Origin of the sequence: Mesorhizobium atlanticum (genome assembly GCF_003289965.1) — a bacterium.
GTDB classification, from domain to species: Bacteria; Pseudomonadota; Alphaproteobacteria; order Rhizobiales; family Rhizobiaceae; genus Mesorhizobium; species Mesorhizobium atlanticum.
Window position 1 is genome coordinate 98,669 of the sequence record NZ_QMBQ01000013.1, and the last position, 23,395, is coordinate 122,063.

Below are 23,395 nucleotides of genomic sequence, written 5' to 3' on the forward strand. Positions count from 1 at the left end.
TTCATGCTATCCGCCAAGCCGGAAATAGGTGGCCGTAGCGGAGAACTGCGACCCGTCGGCCTCGATCTCCTCGAGGATCTTGGGCAACAGCTCCGAGGCCGGCGTCGGCCTCGAGAACATCGCGGCCTGGATGTCCTTGGGTCCGGTGATCACCAGCATGATTTGCGGCACCGCCTTGCCGGCCGCCTTGTCGGCGGCGGCAAGGCCGATCGGGATATTGAAGGTCACCTTGTCGGTTTGCGCCACCATGCGGTCGTCGAGGTTGAAGGCGACGCCCTTGTGGTCGATCAGCATGACATTCGAGATCAGCCCGCCGCCCGTATAGAGCGCGCCGCTGACCGGCGCGCCATCCGGTATCGAGGTCTTGTCGAGCACAAGCTGCGGCTTCGCGGCCGAACTCCGGTCGAGAAAACGAAGGAAAGTGGGCACCCCGCACTGGGAGAGCGTGATGAGGCGCACGCTGATGTCCGGCTCGATATGGAATCTCGTCTGGAAATCGTTGAGCAATCGTTCGAAGGGCTGGACTGCCGTTGCATATCCTTCGATCGTCGGGGTGGCGCCGGGTCCCGACGTCACATTCGCGTAGAAACAGCTGCCGCCGCTAAAATCGCGCACCCAAGCGCGCTGGTCGTTCCACTTGGCCATGTCATCTTCCGCTGACGGGAGCGCCGGCTTAGGCACATTGATGGCAACGTCGGTCTCGGGCTGCTTTGTCGCCGGCTGTTGCGTCGGCTGGGTTGGCGCGGTCGGCGTTGCCGGCTGGCTGGCTGCCGGGGTCTGTGCCTTCGGCGCCGACGGCGAAAGGGTCGGCTGCGTCGATGCCTGGCTTTGCGGAGCCGGGGGCGGGGAAGGCGCCGGCTTGGGCAGCTTGGCAAGCTTGTCCACGAGGTCTTTCACGCTGAGCTTGGCCGCCGGCTTATTTGTCTCCGGCGCCGGCTGGTTTTTGGCCGTCTGGGTCGGTTCCGGCGTCTTGACCGCCGGCTCGCTTGCCGGCTGCGCCGGCTTCTGGCTTTCAGCGGCCGTTGGCGCGCGAGCCGGTGCAGGCGTCGGTGATGGCTCGGTCGATGGTTGCGCCGCTTTGGTTTCGACCGGGGAGACATGCGCCTGGTTGCTAGTCTCACTCTGCGGCAGAGTTGCAGTCGGAGCCGGCTTGTCGGCAGGTGCGTTGGCCTGGGGTTGAGCAGGTGGCTTCACTGTCTCGATGGTGGCCGCGCGGTCAGGTTTGGGTGCTTCCGGCTGCGTCGCGGCCGGCGCCTGAGGCTGAGGTTTCGGCGCCTCCGGTTGCTGCGCTTCGGCCACTGGTTTGGCTGCTTCGACGACCGGCTTCGGTGTCAGCGGCTTGGATGTTTCAGCAACCGGCGAGGGCGCCAGCACGCCGCTGAAATAGACGCCGGCTGCCGCCAGGACGGCGATCGCCGCGGCGCCGCCGGCGATGGCGGGCATACGTGAAGACTTTTTGGGCGCGGCCGGTGCCGTCGCGCTTGGCGGGGCGGCAGCCGGCGCGGGCCGTTGCTCCGACAGATAGGCAGGGCGCACATGCTCGACGAAACGCGGTGCGCCGGAAGGCGCCGGCGCCTGGGGCGTGGGGTCCGGTGGCGCCGTCCAGCCGGCGCGCGGCAGGCCCGAGCGTTCGCGTGCGCCGAACGCCACCGGCGGCGGCAACGTCGCCTCGAGATCCTCGCCGCGCGTCGCCCTGGCGATCTCGGCCATGCTGGCCGGCCGGTCGCGCGGATCCGGCTGCAGCATCGCTGCGATCAGCTCGCGGAAATCGGGATCGATATCCGACAGGTCAGGCACCGTCCGGCGCTTTTCAATGACCTCGTATTGCGAGCCGCTCATGTCGAGCGGCTTGCCGCGCAACGCCGCGGCGAGCACCAGGCCGAGGCTGTAGATATCCGATTGCTCGCTGACCTCGCCACCATAGAGGCCGAGCTGCTCCGGCGAGACGTAATTATACTTGCCGGCGAATTTGCCGCCGATCAGCGTCTCGCCACCAACGGTAGCAGACCGCGCGATGCCGAAATCGATGATCTTGGCGCGCTCGACCCGGCCGCCGGGCAGGATGATGTTGTCCGGCGAGAGGTCGCGGTGCACGGCGCCCGCCTGGTGCACGGCGCTCAAGCCCGAGGCGAGGCGATGGCAAAGCCGGCGCACGTCTTCCCCCGGCATGGGTCCGCGCCGCATGATATCGAACAGCGATTGGCCGTCCACGAACTCCATCGCAAGGTAGGGGCGGCCGATCCCCGTATCGATCGTAAACACGTGGTAGCGCACCACCGCGTCATGCGAGAGATGGTTGAGGATCGATGCTTCCTTGCGGAAGAGCGACAGGATCGTCTGGTCGCGGGCGAATTCGGGAAGCACGATCTTGATCGCCACATGGTCGCCGGTCTGGATGTTGTGGCCGCGATAGACTTCGCCCATGCCGCCGGACGCAATCCGCTCGTCGAGCTCGTAGATGCCGCTGAGCTGCGTGCCGACGCCGGCATAAGTGACGTTCGCCGAGATCCGTGTCTTGTCGTCGTCGCTCATCTGGTCGGGCCCTCCACTGCGGACCGATCCGGATGGGGCGCGCCGTTGCGCCCGCCGCCGATCTTCACGAGTACGATGGTCACATTGTCGGTACCGCCGCGCGCCAGCACCGTATCCAGGAGGGTCTGGCATGCCGCGCGCGGTGTGGCGGACCTGGCCGCGGCCTCGATCTCGGCGTCGCTGACATGTGCTGTCAGCCCGTCGGTGCCGAGGACGAAAACGTCGCCCGGCATCAGTTCGCCCTGCTGGAAATCGATCTCGAGCTCGTCGCTGACGCCGACCGCATGCGTGATCACATTGCGGCGCGGCCAGGTGCGCGCCTCCTCGGCGCTGATCATGCCGCGGTCGAGCAGTTCCTGTACCTCGGTGTGATCCTTCGAGACCTGGAAGATCGAGCCGTTGCGCACGAGGTAGATGCGGCTGTCGCCGGCCCACAGGCAGGCGAAGCGTCCGTCCATGGCGAGCAGGGCCGCGAAAGTGGAGCCGATGGTGATGCCGCGCGAGCGCGATATGTCGCGAATCTCCGCATTGGCGCGGCTGAGCCGATCCTCGAAGCGAGCGCGAAGATCCGGCGCCGAGCTCGCAATGCCGATCGTCGCCAGGTGATCGACGATGCTGGCGGAGGCGACTTCGCCGGCCTCGTGCCCGCCCATCCCGTCGGCCACCACCCATAGCCCGGTCTGCGGTTCGATGAGGTAATTGTCCTCATTATGATCGCGCACGCAGCCCTTGTGGCTCATGCCGAAGCTGTCGATGGGAAGGGCGACAGTGCTCAATTTGCCACCAAGCGCTCAGCAAGCGTCCTCTGTGACCAGCCAAGGGCCGCATGTCCGGGCCACTCTGCCACAAGCGTGTACATTAGAGTATCGAAATGAAGCCTCGATGCGGCCATCTCAAAACGCCTTCGGACAGCTGAAGCCTGACAGGGCTGGCAGGATGAGGGGGTTGGCTCCTGAGCCGGCCTGGATCGTGTAGGCGACATCGCGTCCGCCGATCACGAAGCGCGCTTCGGTGTTGGCGCCGTCGCCGGTGATGGTCGCCTTGTCGAAAAGCCGCTTCAACGCCCACGGTCCTTCGAATTTGAGCGCGGACTCGCGGCCCGGCATTTCCGGGATGAGACTGAGGCTCGCCGATCCGGACGCGGCGCCGCTCGGCCATGTCACGATGCTCGGCGCGTTGCCGGCCTGGGCGCTCTGCACCGTCTGCCCGTCCACATTGAGCACCGCGCTGTCGGCTTCGCTGTTCAGCGAGGTGGGTGTGAAGGTGATCGACACCAAGGGTGTCGATCCGCCCGACGGGAAGAAGGCGGCGCGGATTTCCGCGGCCGCCTGGAATGCCTTCAAGGTCGATTTCGCAAGGTCTTTGCTGGAACGCGTGTCCTGTTTCCAGGTCCACTCCTGGCCGGTCATGTCGATCAGCGGCGCAAGGTTCTGCGCGAAGAAGCGGTCCATCAGGCCGCCCGGCGCGAACAGCTTGGCGAAATCCGCCATCGAGATGTCCTCGCTGCTGTCGCCGGCGAAGGGATAGCGGCCGTTGACCGCCTCCTCGCAGGGGCGTGTCACCGTCTGGTCGAGGGTCTGGTTGAGATTGGCGATCGAGGTCTCCGCGACATTGCCCGCGAATTCGTCCGCTGCCGCATTGACCATGCGCGCCAACGGCTTCGGCAGGCGCGAGACATTGGCGCGCAAGGTCGAGATCTGCAGCTGCAGGTTGGCGTTGACGCGCTCGGTCTGCGAGGGGACATCGGCAGCGAGCTTCAGGCTCTGGAAGATGTCGTGGAAATTCTGCGTCAGCGCATCGAGCGGTCTGCGGCCGGCGGCGCCGCTGACCAGCGACTGGAACGAGCGGAACTGCGCCTCGACGCTTGCGCCGGCATTCTGCGCGACGGCCGAGCTTGCGCCGGCGCGGCTCTGCGACTTGCCGCCCGCGATCTGCAGGCCGATGCGGGCGAGGCCCTTGGCCATGCTCGCGGGGTCCTGCTCGGCCGTCCCGGTATCGCCTCCGGCGGCGGCGTCCTTGGTCAACGCGGTCTCATCGGCGATCGCCGTGAACAGCTGATCGAGGGGCGAGTCCGGCGCGGCGAGGGCGGAAAGTGCCAGGTATTGCGGCTTGTCTTTCAGCATCGCCTTGAGCTTCAGCTGGTCGAGCACGAGGTTCCAGGCGGCGGCGAATTCCTTGCCGTAGCGGTCTATGAGCTCGGGGCCGAGCTTGGGCAGGTCCTGGTCGATGCCGCCCTGTTCGCCGCCGCCGCCGAGCACCCATTGGTCGTCGACGAGCATCTGCGCGATGCGCGACAGCTGCGGCAGGAAGAAGCGATTGAACCCGGCGCGCGTGTAGAGGCCGGGAACGTGGAGGTCGGCGAGCTCGCTGCCGTCCATGCGCTCGAACAACAGCTGCGCTTCCGGACCGGCTTTCGCGGCGACGGAGAAATCCTGCAGCCTTGCCGCGTAGACAGCCGACTTGATCTGCGCCGAGGCGCGGTCGGCGAGGCTCATGCGGCCGAGCGAGCGCTGCGCGGCCTCGACCAGCGGCTGGTTGAGCGCGAAGGTTGGATCGTAGGCGTCGTCGAGCGCAAGCATGGCGCGCAGATGCTTTTCGAGCTGCTCGCGGCCTTCGCGGTTGTTCTCGCCGGGATAGCGGTTCTCCTCCCAATCCTGCTTCATCCAAGAGACGATCAGCTCGTCGTCGACCTTGGGCGCCTTGCCGCCCAGCATCAGGTAGATCTTGAGCGGCTCGTAGAGCGCGATCGGATCGGCCATCCTGGCCTGGATCGTCCGCTCGGCCTGCACCAGCAGCCGCGAGCGGAAGCTTCGCTCCAGCGCCTGCCGGTAGGCGGTCTTGGAGGCCGACAGCAGCCTCTCGCGCTGGCTGAGCCCGAACGTCTCCTCGATCGGCTTGCCCTGGTCGCCGTTTTCGAAGCCGGCCGGCAGGTTGCGCAATTGGTCGAGCGGACCGATGACGTTTTCTAGGTCGACGTCGGTCACCGTCGTGGTCTTCAGCAGGCTATCGGCGCTATCGCGATAATGCGCCATGGCTTGCCTCGTGGAGGCGATCAGCTCTCTGTTGGCGAAGAAGCTGAGCCCCAGCACGCCGAGCGCCGCCAATGCCGCCAGCGCGATCGCGGCCAGGCCGCCGAACCTGGCGAGCCGGATGCGGCGTTCGGCGGCCCTGTCGAAGGACACCCAGCCCGATTCCGGGAAGATCACATTGGTCAGCAGATCATGCAGGAAGAAGCTCTTGCCGGCGCCGGAAAGGTGGGCCTGGGAAGCGCTGCCGAAGCTGCGGCCGATCGCGCCCAGCACCTGGTCGAAGGGCGTTCCTTCCTGCGTGCCCGACGAGAAATAGAACCCGCGCAGGCTGACATTGACCTGGCTGCGCGAAGTGTCGAACAGGCTGCCGACAAACTGCATTATCCGGTTCTTCAGCGCGCCGAACTGCGCCGGAAAACTGAACAGCGCGATCCGCGCCACCGGGTCGGTCTCTTCCTGCAGGCGGTCGGCGACCTCCTCGGCGAGCCGCCTCGCCAGCCCGTCGAATTCCGCCGGCGCTTCGCCAGCCATGTTCCTGGTGCGGTCGGCGGTTTGGAACGTCGCGCCCCAAACCTTGCGCCGGCGCGCCTCGTCGAAATCGCCGAAATAATCCATGAAACCCGCGACGAGGTCCGCCTTGGTGAACAGCAGATAGACCGGGAACTGGACCTTCAGCGTCTCGTGCAGCTCGCGCAGGCGGCTCCTGATCTCGGTGACATGCGCGTCGAGCTGCCGGTCGTCGAAGCCGATGAGATCGGACAGGCTGATGGCGAGGACCACCCCGTTGATCGGCTGCCTCGTGCGGTGTTTCTTCAGCAGTCCCAGGAACGCCAGCCAGCTTGCCTTGTCGCGCTCGCGGTCCGATTCCTGCGTCGTATAGCGCCCGGCTGTATCGATCAGCACCGCCTCGTCGGTGAACCACCAGTCGCAAGACCGTGTGCCGCCGACGCCGGCCACCGGCTGCGCATCGCCGGAGCCGGCAAGCGGGAATTTCAGCCCGGAATTGACCAGCGCCGTCGTCTTGCCGGCGCCGGGCGGGCCGATGATGATGTACCAGGGAATGTCGTAGAGGAAATTGCGCTTGCCGCTCGTCCGCTTCAGCGTCGCGATCGCCTCGCTCATCCGCGCCTCGAGCACCTGTGAATCGTCGTTGCGCTCATCGCCGCGCGCGATGGCCGCTTCGAGCGCCTTTTGCGCCTTGCGCTGCCGCCAGAAGCGGATTCCGTAGAACAACGCAAGCACAACGACGCTGACGCCGATGATCGTGGCCCTGAGCCACACAGGCCCGAGCGGGCGTGTATCGGCGAAGCGGATCAGCGGCCCGGCGTACCAGACCGCCGCCGAGAAACCGGCAAGCGCGGCCAGGCTGAAGATCCGCAGCATCCAGCGCATCAGCCGCCGTTCTCCGCCGCGCCGATCTGCAAGCTCTCCTGTTTCGGGACCATCACGTCGACGCGGCGGTTCTTGGCGCGGCCGTCCGCAGTACCATTGTCGGCGATCGGCTCGTCCTCGCCCTTGCCGTCGGCGCTGAGCCGCGACGGGTCCTTCAATTGCTTGGCCATCATTGCTTGGACGGCCTTGGCGCGAGCGACCGAGAGGTCGAAATTCGACTTGAACTGGCTCGATTTCTTCGGCTTCGCATTGTCGGTGTGGCCGACGATCCGGATCGGCCCGGATTCGGTATCGAGCGCCGCGGCGAGGTCGGTCGCTATCGGCTGGAACTGCGGCTTCGGCTCCGCCTGGCCAGGCGCGAACAAGAGCTGGTTGTTGATCTCGACGACGATGAACGCGCCCTTCTCGCCGACGCTCAGTCCGCCGCCGGCGATCTCCTTGGCAAGTGCGGCGCGGATACGGTCGATCTGGGGAGTGTCCGGAACCGCTGGCGGAGGCATCGGGGTGGCTTGCACCGGCTCAGTGGGCGTCGCCACGCTGGCGCGTTCGATGGTGACGGGCGTCGATGGATTGAGCGCCAGCAGCTCGCCTGCGGTTGCGTCGCCTTCATCGGTGATCAGCACCCGCAGCCCGAAGAAGGCTGCCGTCACCAACGTCGCCGCGGCGGCCGCGACCGCCCAGAGCGGCAGCCGCGCCCTCGGCTTCGGCAACGCCGCCGCCATGCCCTGCCAGCGCGGCGATATGTCGTCGGCGGCGCGCGGCTTGAAATAGCGCAGCGTGTCGTAGACGTCGCGCCGTACGCGTTCGAGCGTGTTTCGTTCCCTGGCCAGCCCGCGATACTGGCCCTCGAAGCCCAGCGACAGGCAGGCATGCATCAGTTCGAGCAGGTCGTAATGCGCTTCCGGCGCGGCGAGGATGTTGTTCAGGGCTTCGTAGAAACCGGCGCCGGTAGGTCGGGTGTGAAAGAATCGCGCCACCAGGCTGTGCTGAAGCCAACTGTCCTTGCTCGGCCATGGCAGATTGCCGACAAGGTCGTCGGCGGTTTCGCAAAGGGCGAATTTGGCGATCCGCGCGTCTTCCCCGGCTACGCCCGACTTCGCCATTGCAAGGTCGAAGGTCTCGATCGCGTCGGCGATATGCTCTGCCAAGGGTGCGGCTTGCCGGTCGACCGGGATCAGCCGCAATTGGCCGAGAAGCATCAGCAGCGGCGCGGAGGCGGCAAGGATCGGATTGGCTGCAGCGTATTTCACGCCGGAGGCGGCATCGAGCAGGGCATCCTGCTGCACACCCGGCGCCGCATTCGCGGCGGCTCCCGGAGTTGGCCCTTGGAAGAGCACGGTTCCGGATGACCAGCCGGTGGGCATCTGCCGCCCCCCGCCGGGGTCGAACACCGTCGCTTCGCGGGAAGGCGGGGCTGGCCGAACGCCTTCCGGACCGGACCTCTCGGGCGCGGCGAGCGGCTTCTGCTTCGGTCGCGGTGCGCGGATGACGGTCTTGTCCGCCGGTCTGGAGGGATCGTCCTTCGAGCTCATCGGCGGCGCGCCGCCTTCTCGCTGCAACGGGCGTGTTTTCGGCCCGGGAAACGCGTTTCAGGCTGAGCCTCGGCGGCGGGCCGCATGGAAAGGCTCATCTCGCCGAAACATGACATTGCTGCACACGCCCCAAGCCTCGCCGCCTTGCCCGCCGGGCTGGCGTCCCTGTGCATTCTAGTCGCCCGGATACCCAATTGAAACGGGGCCGCCCATTGAAATCCGGAAGCAAGATGCTGGAAGAGGCGGCTTCTTCTATGAGACCCGTCACATACGGCAGGCGCAGTCCGTGCCTGTGCGCCTATTTCTGCTTGTCGGCCCTGGCGTAGGCTTCGGCGAAATAGGCGAGGAAGACATCCAGCATGCCGTTCTCATGCTTGTCTTCCATCGTCCGCCATGTCGCGACGAGCGCATCCCAGGCCTGGCTCTTCCTGGACGAGAAGGAAGCCGGCGGAATTTTCTTGGCGATCGCCTCCGGCGAAAGGTCGTCGAGCAGCCGCGACAGCGCGGTCTGCATGGCGGCGTAGGTGGCGATTTCGTGGGCCTTCAGGTCGCGGAACGCGTCCTCGATGCTGTGCCTGGCATCGAGATAGCCGGCCCTGCGCCTGGCGAACATGATCTCCAATATGTCATCGGTGCCCGGCACGAATTTCAGCGGGTTGTTGCCCTCGGCGCCGATCATCGTGCGGTTCGCGCTCTTGGCGAGCACCTTTGCCGCCGCGCGCGCCTTGAGCAGCAGCGACAGTTGCTCGACCGTTGTCCTCAGCACCGCGCCGATCTCGGCAGCGACGTCGTGCGGGTCGCGCGATAGCAGCAAGTCCGGCGGCATGCCGGCCGCCCTGGCGATCTCCCGCAATATCGCATCCGCCTCCGCGGGCCGGTTGGCTGGCACTGCTGGGCCTGGCTGCAGCGCCGAGGATGTCGAGACGGGCGCCGGCCCGGCCGGCCGCTGTTCCGCCGGATTGAAGAACGGTTCATGGCCGGGATCCAGCGGGCGACCAGTGGAGGGCGGCAGCTCGCGCTGGGTCGACCCGGTCCTGGTCTGCGGATGTCCGGTCGCGGCTCTCTCGTCTTTGATCGAAACGCCGACGACGTAGCGGCCGATCAGCAGCCGGTCGCCCTGGGCCAGCCGATGCGGCCCGGCCATGCGCTGGCTCGAACCGTTGATGAAAGTGCCGTTGCGCGAGAGGTCGTAAAGCCAGAAGGAGCCTGCCTGGTAGCGGACCTCGCAATGCCGGCCCGAGATGAACTTGTCCGGATCGGACAGCGTCCAGTCGCAATTCTCGCGGCCGATCTCGAAGCTGCGGTCGCGGGCGGCAAAGCTGGCGGCGGTGCCGGCCGGCATCTTGTCGAGATTGCTGATCTGGAGAGAGATGAACATCCGGAAGCGTCGCCGAACTTGGTCAACAAATGCTTATATTGGGCGCAATTCCGGGCGGAAAACCGTTGAGTGTCCTTCCGAAATTGCTCTGCTATTCTAGCAGCTTGCAAGCCGAGCGGGAGAGGAGCGTTTCACACCGGCGCATGGGCGCGCTTTTGCAATGGCTGTTATTTGGCCTCCCCCAAACATGTGCTAGGCTGATACCGGTACGGTGCGGTGAACTCGAACGCTCCCGAACGTGATGCAGTTAATAGAGCGGGGGTTTCAAACCATCACACTGGCGGCCGCGTCGAGGAGGGGCACGACCCATGCCGAACGAACGTGCCACGGTTGTACAGACGCCGGCTGGCGCCGACCTGACCTTCACCCATCTCATCGGCCGCGATGAGATCAGCCGCTGTTTCGCCTATACGGTCGGCTTCGTTTCAAAGAACCGCGACATCGATCCGTTGAAGATCCTGGGCGGGGTCGTTTCGGTCGAGGGCGAATCCGACCCGAAGCGCTGGTTCAGTGGCCTCGTGTCGGATTTCAAGCTGACGCGCATCGAGGACCGGCTGGCCTTCTACGAGGCGACCGTCAGGCCGTGGCTCTGGTTCCTCGGCAACACCACGGATTGTCGCATCTTCCAGAACATGACGGCGGTGGAGATCGTCGAGAAGATCTTTTCGAAATATGGCATCGCCAAATTCGAGAAGCGGCTGCAAGGCTCCTATCCCCAGCGCGAATATTGCGTGCAGTATGACGAGAGCGATCTCGATTTCGTGCAGCGGCTGCTCGAGCACGAAGGCATTTTCTATTTCTTCGAGCATGACGAGGGCAAGCACACGCTCATCCTCTGCGACGCGATGAGCAAGCTGAAGCCGGCGCCTGGTTACGAGAAGGTGCTCTATAACTTCGAGGGCCAGGCCTCGCGGCGCGATGTCGAATACATCACCGAATGGATACCTGGCAGCGCCGTTCGGCCAGGCGCCTATGCCCACACCGACTATGATTTCGAGAAGCCCGGCGCCGATCTGATGGCGAAATCCGCCCAGCCTTTCGCCCATAAGGAAGCCTCTGGCGAGAACTATCGCCAGCCAGGCGCTCATCTCGATGTCGGGCGCGGCGACAAGATCGCCGGTATCCGCCGCGAGGAGCTTCAGGCCGTGCACCAGCACAGCACGGCGGTTGGCACGGTTCGCGGCCTGTTTTCCGGCTGCAAGTTCACGCTGGAGAGCTTTCCGCGCGACGATCAGAACCAGGACTATCTTGTGGTCAGCGCCGAATACCGGCTGTTCGATCCTGGCTACCGGACCCAGAACGAGGCCCACAACGAGAATTTCAAGGTGGTGCTCGGCGTGGCACCCACCAAATTGCCCTATCGTCCGCCGCGCATCACGCCGCGGCCGATCATGCGCGGCCCGCAGACCGCGACCGTCGTCGGCCCCTCGGGCGAGGAGATATTCACCGACAAATATGCGCGGGTGAAGGTGCAGTTCCACTGGGACCGGCTCGGCAAGAAGGACCAGAACTCATCCTGCTTCGTGCGAGTCTCGCAGACCTGGGCCGGCAGCAACTGGGGTTTCATCCAGATCCCGCGCATCGGCCAGGAGGTCATCGTCGACTTCATCGAGGGCGATCCGGACCTGCCGATCATCACCGGCCGCGTCTACAACGCCTCGCAGATGCCGCCCTACGGGCTGCCGGGCAACGCCACGCAGTCGGGCTGGAAGTCGAATTCCTCGAAGGGCGGCGGCGGTTACAACGAGCTGATGTTCGAGGACAAGGCCGGCTCCGAGCTGGTCAATTTCCAGGCGCAGAAAGACCACCATCTGCTGATCAAGCACGACCGCAACAAGACGGTCCAGCACGACCAGTCCGACCGCATCGACCATGACGCCAAGCACTCCGTCGGCCACAACCTCGACGAGGACGTCGGCAACAACAAGACGGTCAAGATCGGTGTGGACCAGACGACGAATATCGGGTCGAACGACACCGAGACGGTGGGCGCGAACCGCAAGCTGACGGTGATGGCCAACGAGACGATCCATGTCGTCGCCAATTCCACGGAAAACATCGACGCGAACCATTCGCAGACGGTGGGGCTCAACCAGACAGTCACGGTGGGTGTCGCGCGCGTGGATACGGTGGGGGCGGCCGAAGCGAGGACTGTAGGTGCGTCTCAGACCAATACGATTGGGGCGACGCGGTCGGTAAGTGTAGGCATCAATCAAAGCCACAGCATTGGCGCCGCGGACAGCTGGGACATCGGTGCGGCGCAAACCATAAATGTTGGCGCCGATCAGAGTTTCACCGTCGGAGGGGCACAGTTGTCCCAGATAGGCAAGGCACGAACAGCCAAGATCGGGGCGGATGACGGGACCGATGTCGGCGGGGCACATGCTCTCAAGGTCGGGAAGAGTAGCGGCATTGACATTGCCCAAGACAGTTCAATCAAGGTTGGCAAGAACCTGATGATCGAAGCGGGCGACTCGATCACGCTCAAATGCGGCTCTGCGTCGATCACGATGAAAAAAGACGGCACCATTGTCGCTGACGGGAAGGATATTACAATCAAGGGCAGCGGCAAGATCACCGTCAAGGCCGACGGCGACGTGATCGTCAAGGGCAGCACGATCAACAACAATTGAGGGCATCATCATGGAAGTGCTGGAGCGTATCGAGGGCGTCGTGATCGGCCTGCTTATCGGTTTCGAAGGCGGAGCGCCACTGGTGGTCTTCGTCGGCAACCCAAGCGAGACGGCGATTGCAGCCCGCAGTCTGACCGAACTGGACACATCGTCGATTGGCTCGGAACTGGCATTGCTTTTCGAGGGGGGCGATCCGATGCGCCCGTTGGTGGTCGGGCGGATCGTCGATCCTGCCAATAAGAAGCAGGAACTGAATATTGTTCGGGACGGCAGCCGTGTTGTCATCACTGGCGAAGAGCGCATAGAGCTACGTTGCGGGTCTGCGTCGATCATTTTGGAAAAGGATGGTCGAGTCACCGTTCGCGGCACTCAGTTGACCAGCCAGGCGAGCGGCACCAACCGTATTCGCGGCGGAGCCGTGCATCTCAACTGAGGTACCAATGCAGCGGATCGCCTCCATTGCACCGCTCGTCGCGCAACATGCGGGCGACGCAGCATTCCTCTGGTCGCGCCGCCGACGCGAGATAGACAGGCCATTCCTCGACGAGACCGACATCGGTCGCATCGACCAGCGCCTGGAGGCCAACATCGAAGGTCTGGCGGCGGCGGGCGAAAGCGGCTGGCAAGCGGCGCGGGCGCAGTTTACCGACTTCGCCGAACTGGGCGAGATTTTTGTCCTGGGCGTCACCGCGCTGCGCTCGGGCGAAAGCGAGGCCATCGAGATCGCGCTTTCGGCGAGTAAGGAAACCGGTGCATTCGCTGTCGGCAGCCTGTCCGGTGCCGTGGCGCGGACGCCGCGTGATTTGCTAAAGCCCTTCGTCGCGGAGTGGCTGGCCGGGCGCGATCCGCTCCGGCGTAGCCTGGGCCTTGCTGCGCTTCAGCATCATGGTATCGATCCCGGCGCAAGGCTCGCCAACCTGCTTGTCGATGCCGATCCAGAGGTCAGGCGGCGTGCCCTTCGCCTGGCCGGAACTTTCAAGCGTCGCGACCAGTTGACGCCGGTGATCGCGGCACTCGACGCCGATCTTGCGCGTGAGCGCCTAACAGCCGCGTTCGCCGCCTGCCTGTTGGGTGAGGCGCGTTCGGCTCATCCGGCTCTCGACCAGATCGTGGCGAACCAACAGGATCTAGCTGCACACGCAATTGAACTGCGCCTGCTCACCACCCCCGGCAGGGCTGGCAAGCAATGGCTGCAATCGCGGCTTGACCAGCCTGCGCTGCGCATTGTGGCCACCAGGGCCATTGGCCTGTTAGGCGATCACGCGGCGATGCCCTGGCTGATCGAGCGGATGCGAGAGCCGGAACTCGCCGAAGCCGCTGGACTGGCATTGCGCGACTTGTTCGAGGTCGATTTCAACGATCTGGCGCTGTTTACCCTCGATCCGGCGCTGCTCGGGCCGGACTTCACTGGAGACGAGCCGCTGCCGATCGCCGACAAGGTCGCCGCCTGGTGGGACGAAGGCCGCGGCGGGCGCGGCTACGGAACCTTCCGCTCGATGCGGCGTCTGCGGCTCGACGCCTTGCGCGCGACGCTTGCAGAGCCGGACGCGACGCTGGCCGACTGGCGCAGGACGCGCTGCTATCCCGCCTGGATGTAAATCTACCTACCTCCACCCGTCCGCACCATAACAGCGGCAGCACGCAGGCCGCTTTCCGAGGCAACCTCGCACATGGCTACAGCGCCGGGCGCGTAGTCGTTGCGGAAACTGTCAGCGGCCAGCATGAGCGTTAGCGCGCCGCTGGCGGCGCCAATATCGCCCACTGTCATTGCCGGATAGGCGGTCGCCATCAACTCGCGACGGGTGCGGTAGAAGCGTGGCCGGGTGATCAGCATCTCCAACCCCTGGTAGCGTTCGCCATTGCCGTTGCTGATGACGAAGTCGATGTCCGGTTCGGAAGGCCCGGAGCCGTTTACCGCGTCGCGCAGCGCGCCGAGCATGGCGCATCCCTGACTGTAGCGCTCCGAAAGGACGCTGTCCGTTTCCCGGGACAGGCCGACACCATGGATGGCGGCCACTATAGGTTCACGTCCGGGCTCAAGCGTCAGGCGTACGAAAACCGCTGCTTCGCCTGGCACCAAGCCCTGCGCGTTGGCGCCTCTGAGCCGGCCCGCCCGACCGAGCCGGGCAAGGTCGGCGTCGTTGACGAGGCTGTCGACTCCACCAAGTAGTACTTGCGCGACGCCATGGTCCTCCATCAGGTTCGCCGCCTGTTCAATCAGGCCAAGGCTCGCGGCAGCCCCGCCGTCTATGGCACGCGAGGCGGGATGGAACTTACGCCCGGTCCTCTCGATGGCCGCAGCAAGGAAATCGTTGACCGGAATTTTTTCAAAACCGGGATGGTTGCGGAAACTCTCCGGTGTTGTGACCAGCAGCGCGGTTGCCGCGATCATCGCCGGATCGTCCGTACCAAGCGCCTCGTTGATAGCGCGCGCAGCCATGTTGACCAGCCATTCCCCTTCGCTGCGGCGAAGGCTTCGATGCGTGGGTATGCGCGCGACCACTTGGGGCGCTCCGAAAGGTCCAGCGAGTGTAATTTCCTCGAAGGCCGAAAGGCTTGCTCGAATGGCGGCGGTCGTTTGTCTCGCGTTCAACCCCGCGGGCGTGACCGCGCCGGCACTAGCTACGTAGAGCGGCCGCTTCATGGTTGCCACACCGGCTGATCGCGCAACGTGCCATCGCCGCCGCGTGGATTGAGATAGATCTTGCGCTTGCGCCGTGCGTTGAGCCAGCCGGGCGACAGATGGCCGAACACGATCTCACGGAGGGCGGGCGCATTGCGCCTTGTGATCAACGCCAGCCGTGCCTTGAGCGTGATGCGTCGCAGGTCAGGTTCGATGATCGCGGTGTCGGCGTTGAAACTGCATTGCTCGGTCCGATCATCATAGATAAGGCGAATCGGTGCGACGACCCGCGGTAGACGGAAATCCCAGCGGCCATTCGGAGTCATGCCGACAATCGAGACCGGCTCGCCGCCACGGATCTGGGGCAGATGCTGGTCGGCTGGAGCGCTGAGATTGTAGCGCGGGTCGAAATCCTTCGGCGGCAGTGGCCATTGCGTCTCGATCCAGGCTTGATCATAGGTGCCGGCCAGCGGCAGACGAGGCAGCCAGCCTCGCCCGAGTGGGCCAAACCCAGCCGGCTTCGGCCGGTCCGATGGGCCGGAATACGGCTCGCCCGGATAGGTGATGTTCGGCGCCTGTGTGCGCACAGTCGGATCGGCCGAGCGGGCGTGATGGTAACCAACACCTACCGGGTTGCTCCGGTTGAGCCGTCCGTCCGGCAGCGTGCCGCCATAGGCACGCTCATAGACGATCGGCATGACGCGGAACGGGGCCGGTGCGCTATAGCCGCCAGCGTGGTAGATGCGGTCGCCGACGACGTTAAGTACCTTCTGCAGGCTGCCGACGCGGACGCCGACTTGCATCTCCGCCACGGATCGATCGCTTGGCGCGCGCGCGGAGCCGTTAACCAACACTTCAGCTCGCGGTTTAAATGGCGCGATGTCGGCCTCGTAGCGATTGGAGGAATTTGCTGGATCGCCAAACGGAATGTCCCATAGCGCGACCGGCATCTGGTTTTCCGAGACTTGCAGTTCAGGTGCATGGTCGGGCATGTCGAAACTCGCCGAGAATATGGCGACCAATATCTCCTGGCCTTCGGCATTGACCTGGACGTGCGTCGTGGCTGCAAAAGGCGTACGGTTTTCAAGCCAGACAGCGAAGGCCATCACTCAGCACCAGTTGCCGTTCTCGTCGAGGCCGATCGGCCAGTAGGGCATTGCGGTAAGTATACCGTAGAGATGGCCGTTGCCGGGTAGCCAGCTCAAGAGCAGGATCTGCGGTGCGACGCCAGTTTGCCCCCGATTGGTTTCGTTGAGGGCGACAACCCTTAGCCAATAGTCCCTGACGACAAAGACGACTTCCGGCCGCGACGCCGGCCCTGCGGGCCTCTGTTCGTAGTTGAAGCGCATGGCCTGCATTTCATCGAGCCCGTCCCGCTCCATCGATCGTCGGACCAGATTGTTCCACCATGCTATGGCTATTGCGCACGCCCGATCGAGTTCCTCGATATAAGACAGGAAGAGTTGGCGGTAAGACTGCGGTGCAGTGTCGAGCGGAATTTCGGCGACGTTACCGAGCGGCAGGTCGCGCGGTTGGGCAAGCAATCTCTTGGCACCGAGTTCGGCGTCGTGGAAGATAAGAGGTGTTTCCGTCGTCATCGAATGATGCCTTCGCTGTCCATTCCGATTGGCAGGAAAACGAAATGGAGCATAAAATTACGCAATTCCATGTCGCGCCTTCCCAGACCCTCTAGCAACAGTGCAGCCGGCTGCGTCACCGCGTTGCCGTCGTCTATTTCGTCTTCATCCTCTGGGCCGACGTCCCAAAGCGCAGGATCATTAAAGCCGCTGTCGACGATCTCCTGGCTCAGGAATTCTTCATTAACCCGCCCGATTTCGAGAAAGTAGCGCCGATAGACCTCGACGATCCGGGGATGCGAAGCGGCACCCATGGGCCAACGCATCCTGCATAAATGTTCTGCCTCGGCCTTCGGCCGCCCTTCCCGCATCTCAACCGCAACGAGTTCGCCCCACCAGGCCAATGCCTGACCTCGCGCCTCGGCGAGATCACTTACATAGCGAGTAAGAATTTCATCGTAGAGAGAGGCCAGCGACACGATCATCCCTCGCTATCCTGGCCAGCCGAGAGCCAGATATTCCAGCACGCTCTTGCCTTGGTTGTCGCGCATTTCCACGCCCTGCTTGTTGGAGCAAGTCGTGCAGTGAGGTTTAACCGCCGCGTTCGATCTCTTCCATTGATTGAAGGCTGCCTCATTGCGGCACCCGCCCATGGCCCAGACTGCGGATTGCGGCGGCTGATGGTCCGCGACGAAACGGTCGCCTTTGTCGAAGGCCCGGCCCGATTTGTAGGTACCCACATTTTTGGTCGCGCCGCACGACCAGCAGGGACCGCCTCGCACACTCTGCCTCTGGGCATCGTTGGTGCCGGTTTCGGGCGCCTTTTCCTTACCCGGGGGGCAAGGTTGGCCGAAATTCTCAGCACCGACGATTGCCTGGATATCCACGATAGCCGACGGATCGATAATCCCGAATGGTTGGGAGCCGCAGGCCTGCCCGAGCGGGTCTCCATGCCGGCATACGCCCTTTCCTTCGACTTTGACGACAAATGACCAGAGCTGAAAAGTACCCTTTCCCTTTGTTCTGTGCGTTATGACATTACCGCCCTGCGTTCCAGCTTCGTCGCCGCTGCTGGTGGCTATCTCAGACGAGTTCTCGAGCGCAGTAGGGTTCCCCTGAATCTTCACGCTTTTGCTGCCCTTGGTCAGGTCGGAGGCCTGCAGCATGTTGACGTAAGGCACCGGCACCGGGCCTGTGGGAGGCGGGGGCGGGCTCAGGCAGACATCTCCCGGCGCAGTGCCGGTACCACCGCTGCCCTGATGGAAGAATCCCATTTTCTCGGCATAGACGTTGTTGGACACGGCCTACTGAACCTCCGGGTCCCCACGCGCCGCCCGCATTGCTGGCAGACCGTTCGCTGCGAGATCGTGGATATCGGAAAAACTCAATTCCTGAACTTCCCAATCGTCGAGCCAGAAGGCGATACGGTGGCGACTTTCGAGGCTTTCCGGTTGCGGCAGCGCGGTGATCTGGGCACCTATCCAGCCAGACGACCGCAATTCCTCCACCGCGCTGCGGACGATCTTGGCCGTCGCATCGAACCAAGGATCAGCCGGGTCGAGCAATGGCCCAAGCCGGACGATGGCGAAAGGATAGCGGCGGCCAACGCGGTCCTCGCTCATACACCAGACGCCGGCGCAGGGCTCCGGGCCGAATACTCCCGCCTCCACAACAAAACGCCACGCCCGCGGATCGAGCTCCCCCTCATCCGGTCGTGCGCGCAATTCCATCGACATCCAGCGGTCCCAGCGGTCGATGAAGGTCCGCGGCAGGTTTGCGGAGACGAAATCCCCCGTCGCCGGAATCTTGCCGAAGAAACCAATGTTCAGATCTGCGGTGGGCATGTGAATTTCTTGAACATCTCTAGCGTGTATGGGTTCTCGACGCTGGCCGCCTTGAGCTCGAAATCGGCCCACATCCCCTTGGTGCCGAGCCGCAGGCTGTAGACGTCGGTGAGCTTGGTCGCGTTGAAGCGGCCGCCGCGCAGCATTCTGAGCCACGCCCAGCTGCCGGTCTCGTTGAGCATGACTTCGGGCGAGCCGTCGACCGGCTGGAAGGCGAGCGAGATCACGCCGGTGCCGTCCTTGCCCGGCCACGTCATCGGCTGCGGCCTGGTCGCGTTGTTGTAGTAGACGAGATTCTGGCCATCGAGGTTGAGCGTCACCCGCGCCACGTTGGGCGACAGGTCCTTCGGCTCCAGCGTGAAATTCATCACCGGTCCGGTGCCGCCGGGGAAGAGATCGTCGCGGATGTGGCGCGCCTGCTCGAAGGCTGCCAGCGCCGCCGGATCGAGGCCGAAGTCGGCGCGCCATTTCCACGGCTCGCTTGCGGTGTCGACATAGTTGATCAGATGATCGTTGGTGAAGGCGTCGATCAGGCCGGTCGGCCCGAACAGGCGCTGGAAGTCGCGCACGTTGACGTCGACGGCACTGTCCGGGCTGAACGGATAGCGATTGTTGAGCGCGGCCTGGCAGAAGGGCAGGATGTCGGCCCGCCAGATGGCGTTGAGCTCGTTGGTTACGGCCTTCTGCGACAGGCCGCTCGTGTCGCCGGCAATGCCGCCCAGCCAGTCGTTGATCGGCGAAGGCAGGATCTGCGCCTGCCTGGCGACCGCGCCGGTCAACTCGGCAAGGCCACCCTGCTTCTTGATCGCATCCTGCGGGTTGGGATTGGCCGTTACCGTCTGCAGCACATTGGACAGCGCCGTCAGCGCCACGACGGCGGCGTCGAGCGCCGGCGGCTGGCCATCGACCTGGGCGATCGTGCCCTTGAGCGGCTTGAAATGGTCGGCGACCAGGCTGCCGGTCATATCCACCTGGTTGGCGGACCCGGCGCGCGGCAACAGCTTCGCGCCTGTGGTCACCACCTTGCCGAGTTTACCCAGCTTGCTCAAAAGCTTCGAGCCGGTTTGGGCGGCGCCGCCCTTGTCGGTGGCCGACACATCGTCGGAGCGGGTGAGGTCCGTCTCCTGCACCACGGCCGTCAACAGCCGCTTCAGCGCGGAGTCGGCGCTGGAGAGATCCTTGAGGTTCTCGCTGGCGACGTTGAGGTCGGTCAGCGGCGCCAGCCGCATGTCGCGCAGGAAGGAATCCCACTGCGCGATATAGTCGTCGTAATAGAGCTTCAGGATGTCCTCGGAGAGCGCCGACACCGACGTCTCCGAATTCTCCGAACAGCCGCCGGCAAACACGGCGCGGTCGAGCGCCGCCTGGCCGGCGACATCCTCGACCCGGTCGAGGATCGCATCATGGAAGCCGGCATAGGTGTAGGGGCCTGGAACGCCGACGCGCAGCGTCTTGTCGGAGCGGCGCGCGAACACCTTTGCGCCGTTCGGTCCGGCGAAATTGGCCGGCACCCATTCCTTGACCGCCGCCACTTCCGGATCGGCCAGAAGCTGCTTGTAGGCGCGCTCCGGCAATGAGATCGTGCACACCGTCTTCAGCGCCTCGGCGACCAGTTCCTTGTCCGGGGCGATATAGCTGTCGTCGACCGCCATGCGGCGGATCGCGGCAAGCTGGTGCTCTTCGGCGTCCGCGGTCGGGAAGGGCGGCGCGGGCGCGAATTGCGGCAGGCTGTTCACCCACCAATTCTGCACGAAATCGGTGTCCATCTGCGACAGGCCGGTCATCATGCGGTAGGTCTTCAGCGCGCCGAGCATGAAATCCGGATCGCGGATCTGCCGCCACATCGTGGCCTCCAGCAGCGCGACCATATGCGGCTCGAGCACATTGCGCAGGGCATGCTCGTAAGTGTCGCTTTGCGCGCGCACCAGCTCCGCAGAGGCGGTCGGGCCGAGCAGATTGTGGACGGCATCCGGCGGCGCGGTGCGGGCCGCCGCCACGGCATCCATCGCCGCCAGCGCGCCGTCCATGGTCGGCTGCTCGACCGCGGCCGGCATGGCGGCGACGTCGGTCAGAGGCTGCTGCAGCGCTTCGAACTGGCCGGCCTGTTCGGTGATCGCGTTGCGGTTGTCTAGATAGGACCAGGTGAACAGCCCGCCGGCGAGCAGCGCCGCGAGCGCGCAGGCGGCGGCGGCCCCGCGCCAGATCCAGGCGCGGCGGCGCTGCGCCAGCGGATCGAATGTGCCCAGACCGGCCTCCTTGAAGATCACTTCGGTAAGAAGGTTCCGGAGGAAGAAGCTGCGCTTCTCGACGCGCGCCGCCGGCATGGCGCGGCGCGGCGGCAGTCCGAAGGATGAGGAAAGGGCGGCGGTCAGCCGGTCGATCGGCGCGCCTTCCTGCGTCGCCGAGGTCAGATAGAGGCCGCGCAGCCAGGCGGCTTCTTCGTAGCGGCTTTCGCCGAACATCGCCTCGACCAGCACCTGGATAGGCTCGGAGAGGCTGGCGAGCTGCGCCGGGAAGCGGAAGATTTCGGCGCGCTGGCCGAGCTTGTCCTCGTCCTCCAGCCGCGGCACCAGTCGCCGCTCCAACTCGGCGGCGAGCCTGGCAAGCTCCGTCTGGATCGTGCCGGCGTTGACGCGGGCATCGAGCGGGAAGGTGGTGCCCCACACCTGCTCGCGCGCGGTCGTCGACAAGCCGCCGAAGAAGGCTTCGAAGCCTTTGATCAGATCGGCCTTGGTCAGCATCAGATAGACGGGCAGGCGGATCTCCAGCCGGTCGTTCAGCTCCGCCAGCCGGCGGCGGATTTTCCGGCCATGCGCCTTGATCGCCTCGTCGCCTTCCGACAGCACGTCGATCGACAGCGCGACGATGACGCCGTTGAGCGCACGGCGGCCCCGGTGCTTCTTCAACAGGTCGAGAAAGCCCAGCCACTCCGCCGCATCGACATCCGGCTGGCTTTCCTGCTGAACGTAGCGGCCTGCGGTGTCGATCAGCACCGCGTTTTCGGAGAAGAACCAGTCGCAGTTGCGCGTGCCGCCGACACCTTGCAGGTCGTCGGTGAGGTCGATCGGGAAACTGAGGCCGGATTGGCGCAGTGCCGTGGTCTTGCCGGTGGCCGGTGGCCCGACGATCACATACCAAGGCATCTCGCGCAGGAATTTCCGGCCGCCGAGCTTGCGCCGCTTGAGCTCGGCCATCACCTCGCCGAACTTGGCGCCGACGGCCGCGACGCTCTCCTCGCCGGGCGTGAGCTGCTTTTCCTGAACAGGCGCCGCGATCTCGGCGACGAACATGCGGTTGGCGCGGATCGCACGGCGCTGCGCGATGATCAGCCAGATCAGCCACAGGATGATCAGCCCGGCGATGATGGCGATGCGCACATTGTCGGACTCGAACGGCGCGTAAGGGCCGACCTGCACGATCGGCCCGAACACCCAGATCAGCAGCGAGAGCAGCGCAATGCCGATCAGCGTCCACAGGAAACGCGAGGTGATGACGGCCCAGAGGAAGCGCAGGATGAACATCTCAGAGCCTCTTCTCGACCAGAACCTCGACGCGCCGGTTGAGCGCGCGGCCCTCGCGCGTCGAATTGTCGGCCACCGGATCGGTTTCGGCGCGGCCCTCGGAAGAGATGCTCTCCTGCGGCACGCCGGCCTGCACCAGAAGCTTGGCTATGGTTTCGGCGCGCGCTTCCGACAGGCGCTGGTTGCTGGCGAGCGGGTTGGACTTCTGCAGCCGCACATTGTCGGTATGGCCGACGACGGTGATCTTTCCGATCAGCTCCTTGTTGTCCAGGATCACCTTGGCGATCGACTCGATCAGCGGCTCGTAACCCTCGGTCAGCGTCGGCCGCGACGACTGGAACAGCTCGGGATTGGAGGACTGGATGATGAGCTTCGCCAGCGAGACGCTCTCGGTGCCGCTAAGCGCGCCCTTCAGCTCGTCCGGCGCCGCGGCCTTGAACTCGGGCAGCAGCGCGAAATCGACCGGCTGCGGCGCCTCGGGTTCGGGAGCATCCTGCTTGGGCGCGGCGCGGGTGACGTCGCCGCGCGAGGCCGGCGGCAGCGTGCGCACCAGCGCGGAAAGCTCGACCGCCTGGCTGCTCAGGCCCATCGACAGGCCGACATAGGCAGCAGCGGCGACGACAATCGCGGCAAGCGCCATCACCCAGATCGGCACGATGAAGCGCTGCGGCTCATCGGAGGCGATCACGCCTTTCCAGTTCGGCGACAGCGGCGAATCCTCGGCATCCGCATTGCGCAGGAAGCGCGCCGCCGCCACGCGTACGGCGTTGAGCGAACGGTCGCCGGCGCGGCCGGGCACCCGGTACTTGCCGCGGAAGCCGAGCGCCAGGCAGTAATATTGTAGCTCCAGCATCTCGCGGTCGCGGTTGGGATGTCGCTCCAGCTCGTCGAGCCTGGTGAAGAACTGGGTGCCGGCATCGACGTCGCCGCGCAGCATGACCACAAGCGGCTGTCGCGGCCACGCGCTGGCGCCGCCCCACGGCGTGTTGAGCGCAAGGTCGTCGAGCAGTGCCGCCACGGCCCAGGCCGCCTGGTCCGCGCGCTCCAGCGATGAGCCCGCGGCAACAGCGGCGTCGCGAGCTCGCACCAACTCGTCGAGCAGGCGCGTGCGCATCACTTCCGGGTTCTCAGGCGCCAGCGCGCTTTCGAGCTCCGGCGCGAATTCGAGCAGCGGCGCGAAGATGTTGATGAGCGTATTGGGATGGGCTCGCGCCCGCTTGACCGGCGCGCCTGGCGCCAACGGCGCCATCGGCCGGGGCGCCGCACCGGTCAGCCGGATGCGTGTGCGCTCGCGATCCTCCGACAGTCCGAAGGGATCATCCCGGCTCATGGCC

Annotated in this window: 16 protein-coding genes; 3 read left to right on the plus strand and 13 right to left on the minus strand. The window is 64.9% G+C overall.

Annotated elements, in window-relative coordinates; translation table 11 throughout:
- Window positions 1–6: 6 nt before the first annotated feature.
- From DPM35_RS30720 to tagH, 5 genes are all read right to left on the minus strand, one after another.
- Entirely contained in the window at window positions 7–2,532 is a 2,526-nt protein-coding gene (locus DPM35_RS30720) for a serine/threonine-protein kinase (protein WP_112131232.1), read from the minus strand.
- Window positions 2,529–3,308 carry a PP2C family protein-serine/threonine phosphatase gene (locus DPM35_RS30725; RefSeq protein WP_112131233.1) on the minus strand — a complete coding sequence of 260 codons (780 nt, stop codon included), beginning with the start codon at window positions 3,306–3,308 and terminating at the stop codon, window positions 2,529–2,531. The genes DPM35_RS30720 and DPM35_RS30725 overlap by 4 nt, the downstream gene beginning before the upstream one ends.
- Window positions 3,309–3,425: 117 nt before the next feature.
- Window positions 3,426–6,953 (minus strand): type VI secretion system membrane subunit TssM, encoded by a 3,528-nt coding sequence (tssM, locus tag DPM35_RS30730; protein ID WP_181592237.1) that lies wholly within the window; start codon window positions 6,951–6,953, stop codon window positions 3,426–3,428.
- Window positions 6,953–8,485: a type VI secretion system protein TssL, long form gene (tssL, locus tag DPM35_RS30735; protein WP_112131283.1), complete on the minus strand. Its 1,533-nt coding sequence runs from the start codon at window positions 8,483–8,485 to the stop codon at window positions 6,953–6,955. Before tssL (DPM35_RS30735) ends, tssM (DPM35_RS30730) begins: the two co-directional genes overlap by 1 nt.
- Window positions 8,486–8,783: 298 nt before the next feature.
- A complete protein-coding gene (gene tagH, locus DPM35_RS30740) occupies window positions 8,784–9,863 on the minus strand; it encodes a type VI secretion system-associated FHA domain protein TagH (protein ID WP_112131235.1) in 1,080 nt (359 codons plus the stop codon).
- A gap of 308 nt (window positions 9,864–10,171) precedes the next feature.
- Here tagH and DPM35_RS30745 point away from each other — a divergent pair, with 308 nt between their 5' ends.
- The 3 genes from DPM35_RS30745 to DPM35_RS30755 are packed head-to-tail and all read left to right on the plus strand — an operon-like array spanning window position 10,172 to window position 14,094.
- On the plus strand, window positions 10,172–12,496 hold the full coding sequence (locus DPM35_RS30745) for a type VI secretion system Vgr family protein (protein ID WP_112131236.1): 2,325 nt from the start codon (window positions 10,172–10,174) through the stop codon (window positions 12,494–12,496).
- Window positions 12,497–12,503: 7 nt separating this feature from the next.
- A complete protein-coding gene (locus DPM35_RS30750; RefSeq protein WP_112131237.1) occupies window positions 12,504–12,929 on the plus strand; it encodes a DUF6484 domain-containing protein in 426 nt (141 codons plus the stop codon).
- 7 nt (window positions 12,930–12,936) lie between these two features.
- Window positions 12,937–14,094, plus strand: coding sequence for a hypothetical protein (locus DPM35_RS30755; RefSeq protein WP_112131238.1), 1,158 nt, complete (start codon window positions 12,937–12,939; stop codon window positions 14,092–14,094).
- Window positions 14,095–14,096: 2 nt separating this feature from the next.
- Here the strand turns inward: DPM35_RS30755 and DPM35_RS30760 are convergent, their stop codons facing one another.
- From DPM35_RS30760 to tssL (DPM35_RS30795), 8 genes are all read right to left on the minus strand, one after another.
- Entirely contained in the window at window positions 14,097–14,999 is a 903-nt protein-coding gene (locus DPM35_RS30760; RefSeq protein ID WP_146768014.1) for a hypothetical protein, read from the minus strand.
- A 137-nt stretch (window positions 15,000–15,136) separates the two neighbouring features.
- Window positions 15,137–16,225: a DUF2169 family type VI secretion system accessory protein gene (locus tag DPM35_RS30765; protein WP_112131240.1), complete on the minus strand. Its 1,089-nt coding sequence runs from the start codon at window positions 16,223–16,225 to the stop codon at window positions 15,137–15,139.
- Window positions 16,226–16,228: 3 nt separating this feature from the next.
- A complete protein-coding gene (locus DPM35_RS30770; RefSeq protein ID WP_112131241.1) occupies window positions 16,229–16,717 on the minus strand; it encodes a hypothetical protein in 489 nt (162 codons plus the stop codon).
- Complete coding sequence (locus DPM35_RS30775; protein WP_112131242.1) at window positions 16,714–17,181, minus strand: hypothetical protein; 468 nt, start codon at window positions 17,179–17,181, stop codon at window positions 16,714–16,716. Before DPM35_RS30775 ends, DPM35_RS30770 begins: the two co-directional genes overlap by 4 nt.
- A 6-nt stretch (window positions 17,182–17,187) precedes the next feature.
- Window positions 17,188–17,997 (minus strand): PAAR-like domain-containing protein, encoded by an 810-nt coding sequence (locus tag DPM35_RS30780; RefSeq protein ID WP_198419740.1) that lies wholly within the window; start codon window positions 17,995–17,997, stop codon window positions 17,188–17,190.
- Window positions 17,998–18,000: 3 nt separating this feature from the next.
- Window positions 18,001–18,540: a type VI secretion system-associated protein TagF gene (tagF, locus tag DPM35_RS30785; RefSeq protein ID WP_112131244.1), complete on the minus strand. Its 540-nt coding sequence runs from the start codon at window positions 18,538–18,540 to the stop codon at window positions 18,001–18,003.
- Window positions 18,522–22,061 (minus strand): type VI secretion system membrane subunit TssM, encoded by a 3,540-nt coding sequence (gene tssM, locus DPM35_RS30790; RefSeq protein ID WP_112131245.1) that lies wholly within the window; start codon window positions 22,059–22,061, stop codon window positions 18,522–18,524. Before tssM (DPM35_RS30790) ends, tagF begins: the two co-directional genes overlap by 19 nt.
- A 1-nt stretch (window position 22,062) precedes the next feature.
- Window positions 22,063–23,391, minus strand: a complete 1,329-nt coding sequence (gene tssL, locus DPM35_RS30795) for a type VI secretion system protein TssL, long form (RefSeq protein WP_112131246.1) — start codon at window positions 23,389–23,391, stop codon at window positions 22,063–22,065.
- Window positions 23,392–23,395 lie beyond the last annotated feature (4 nt).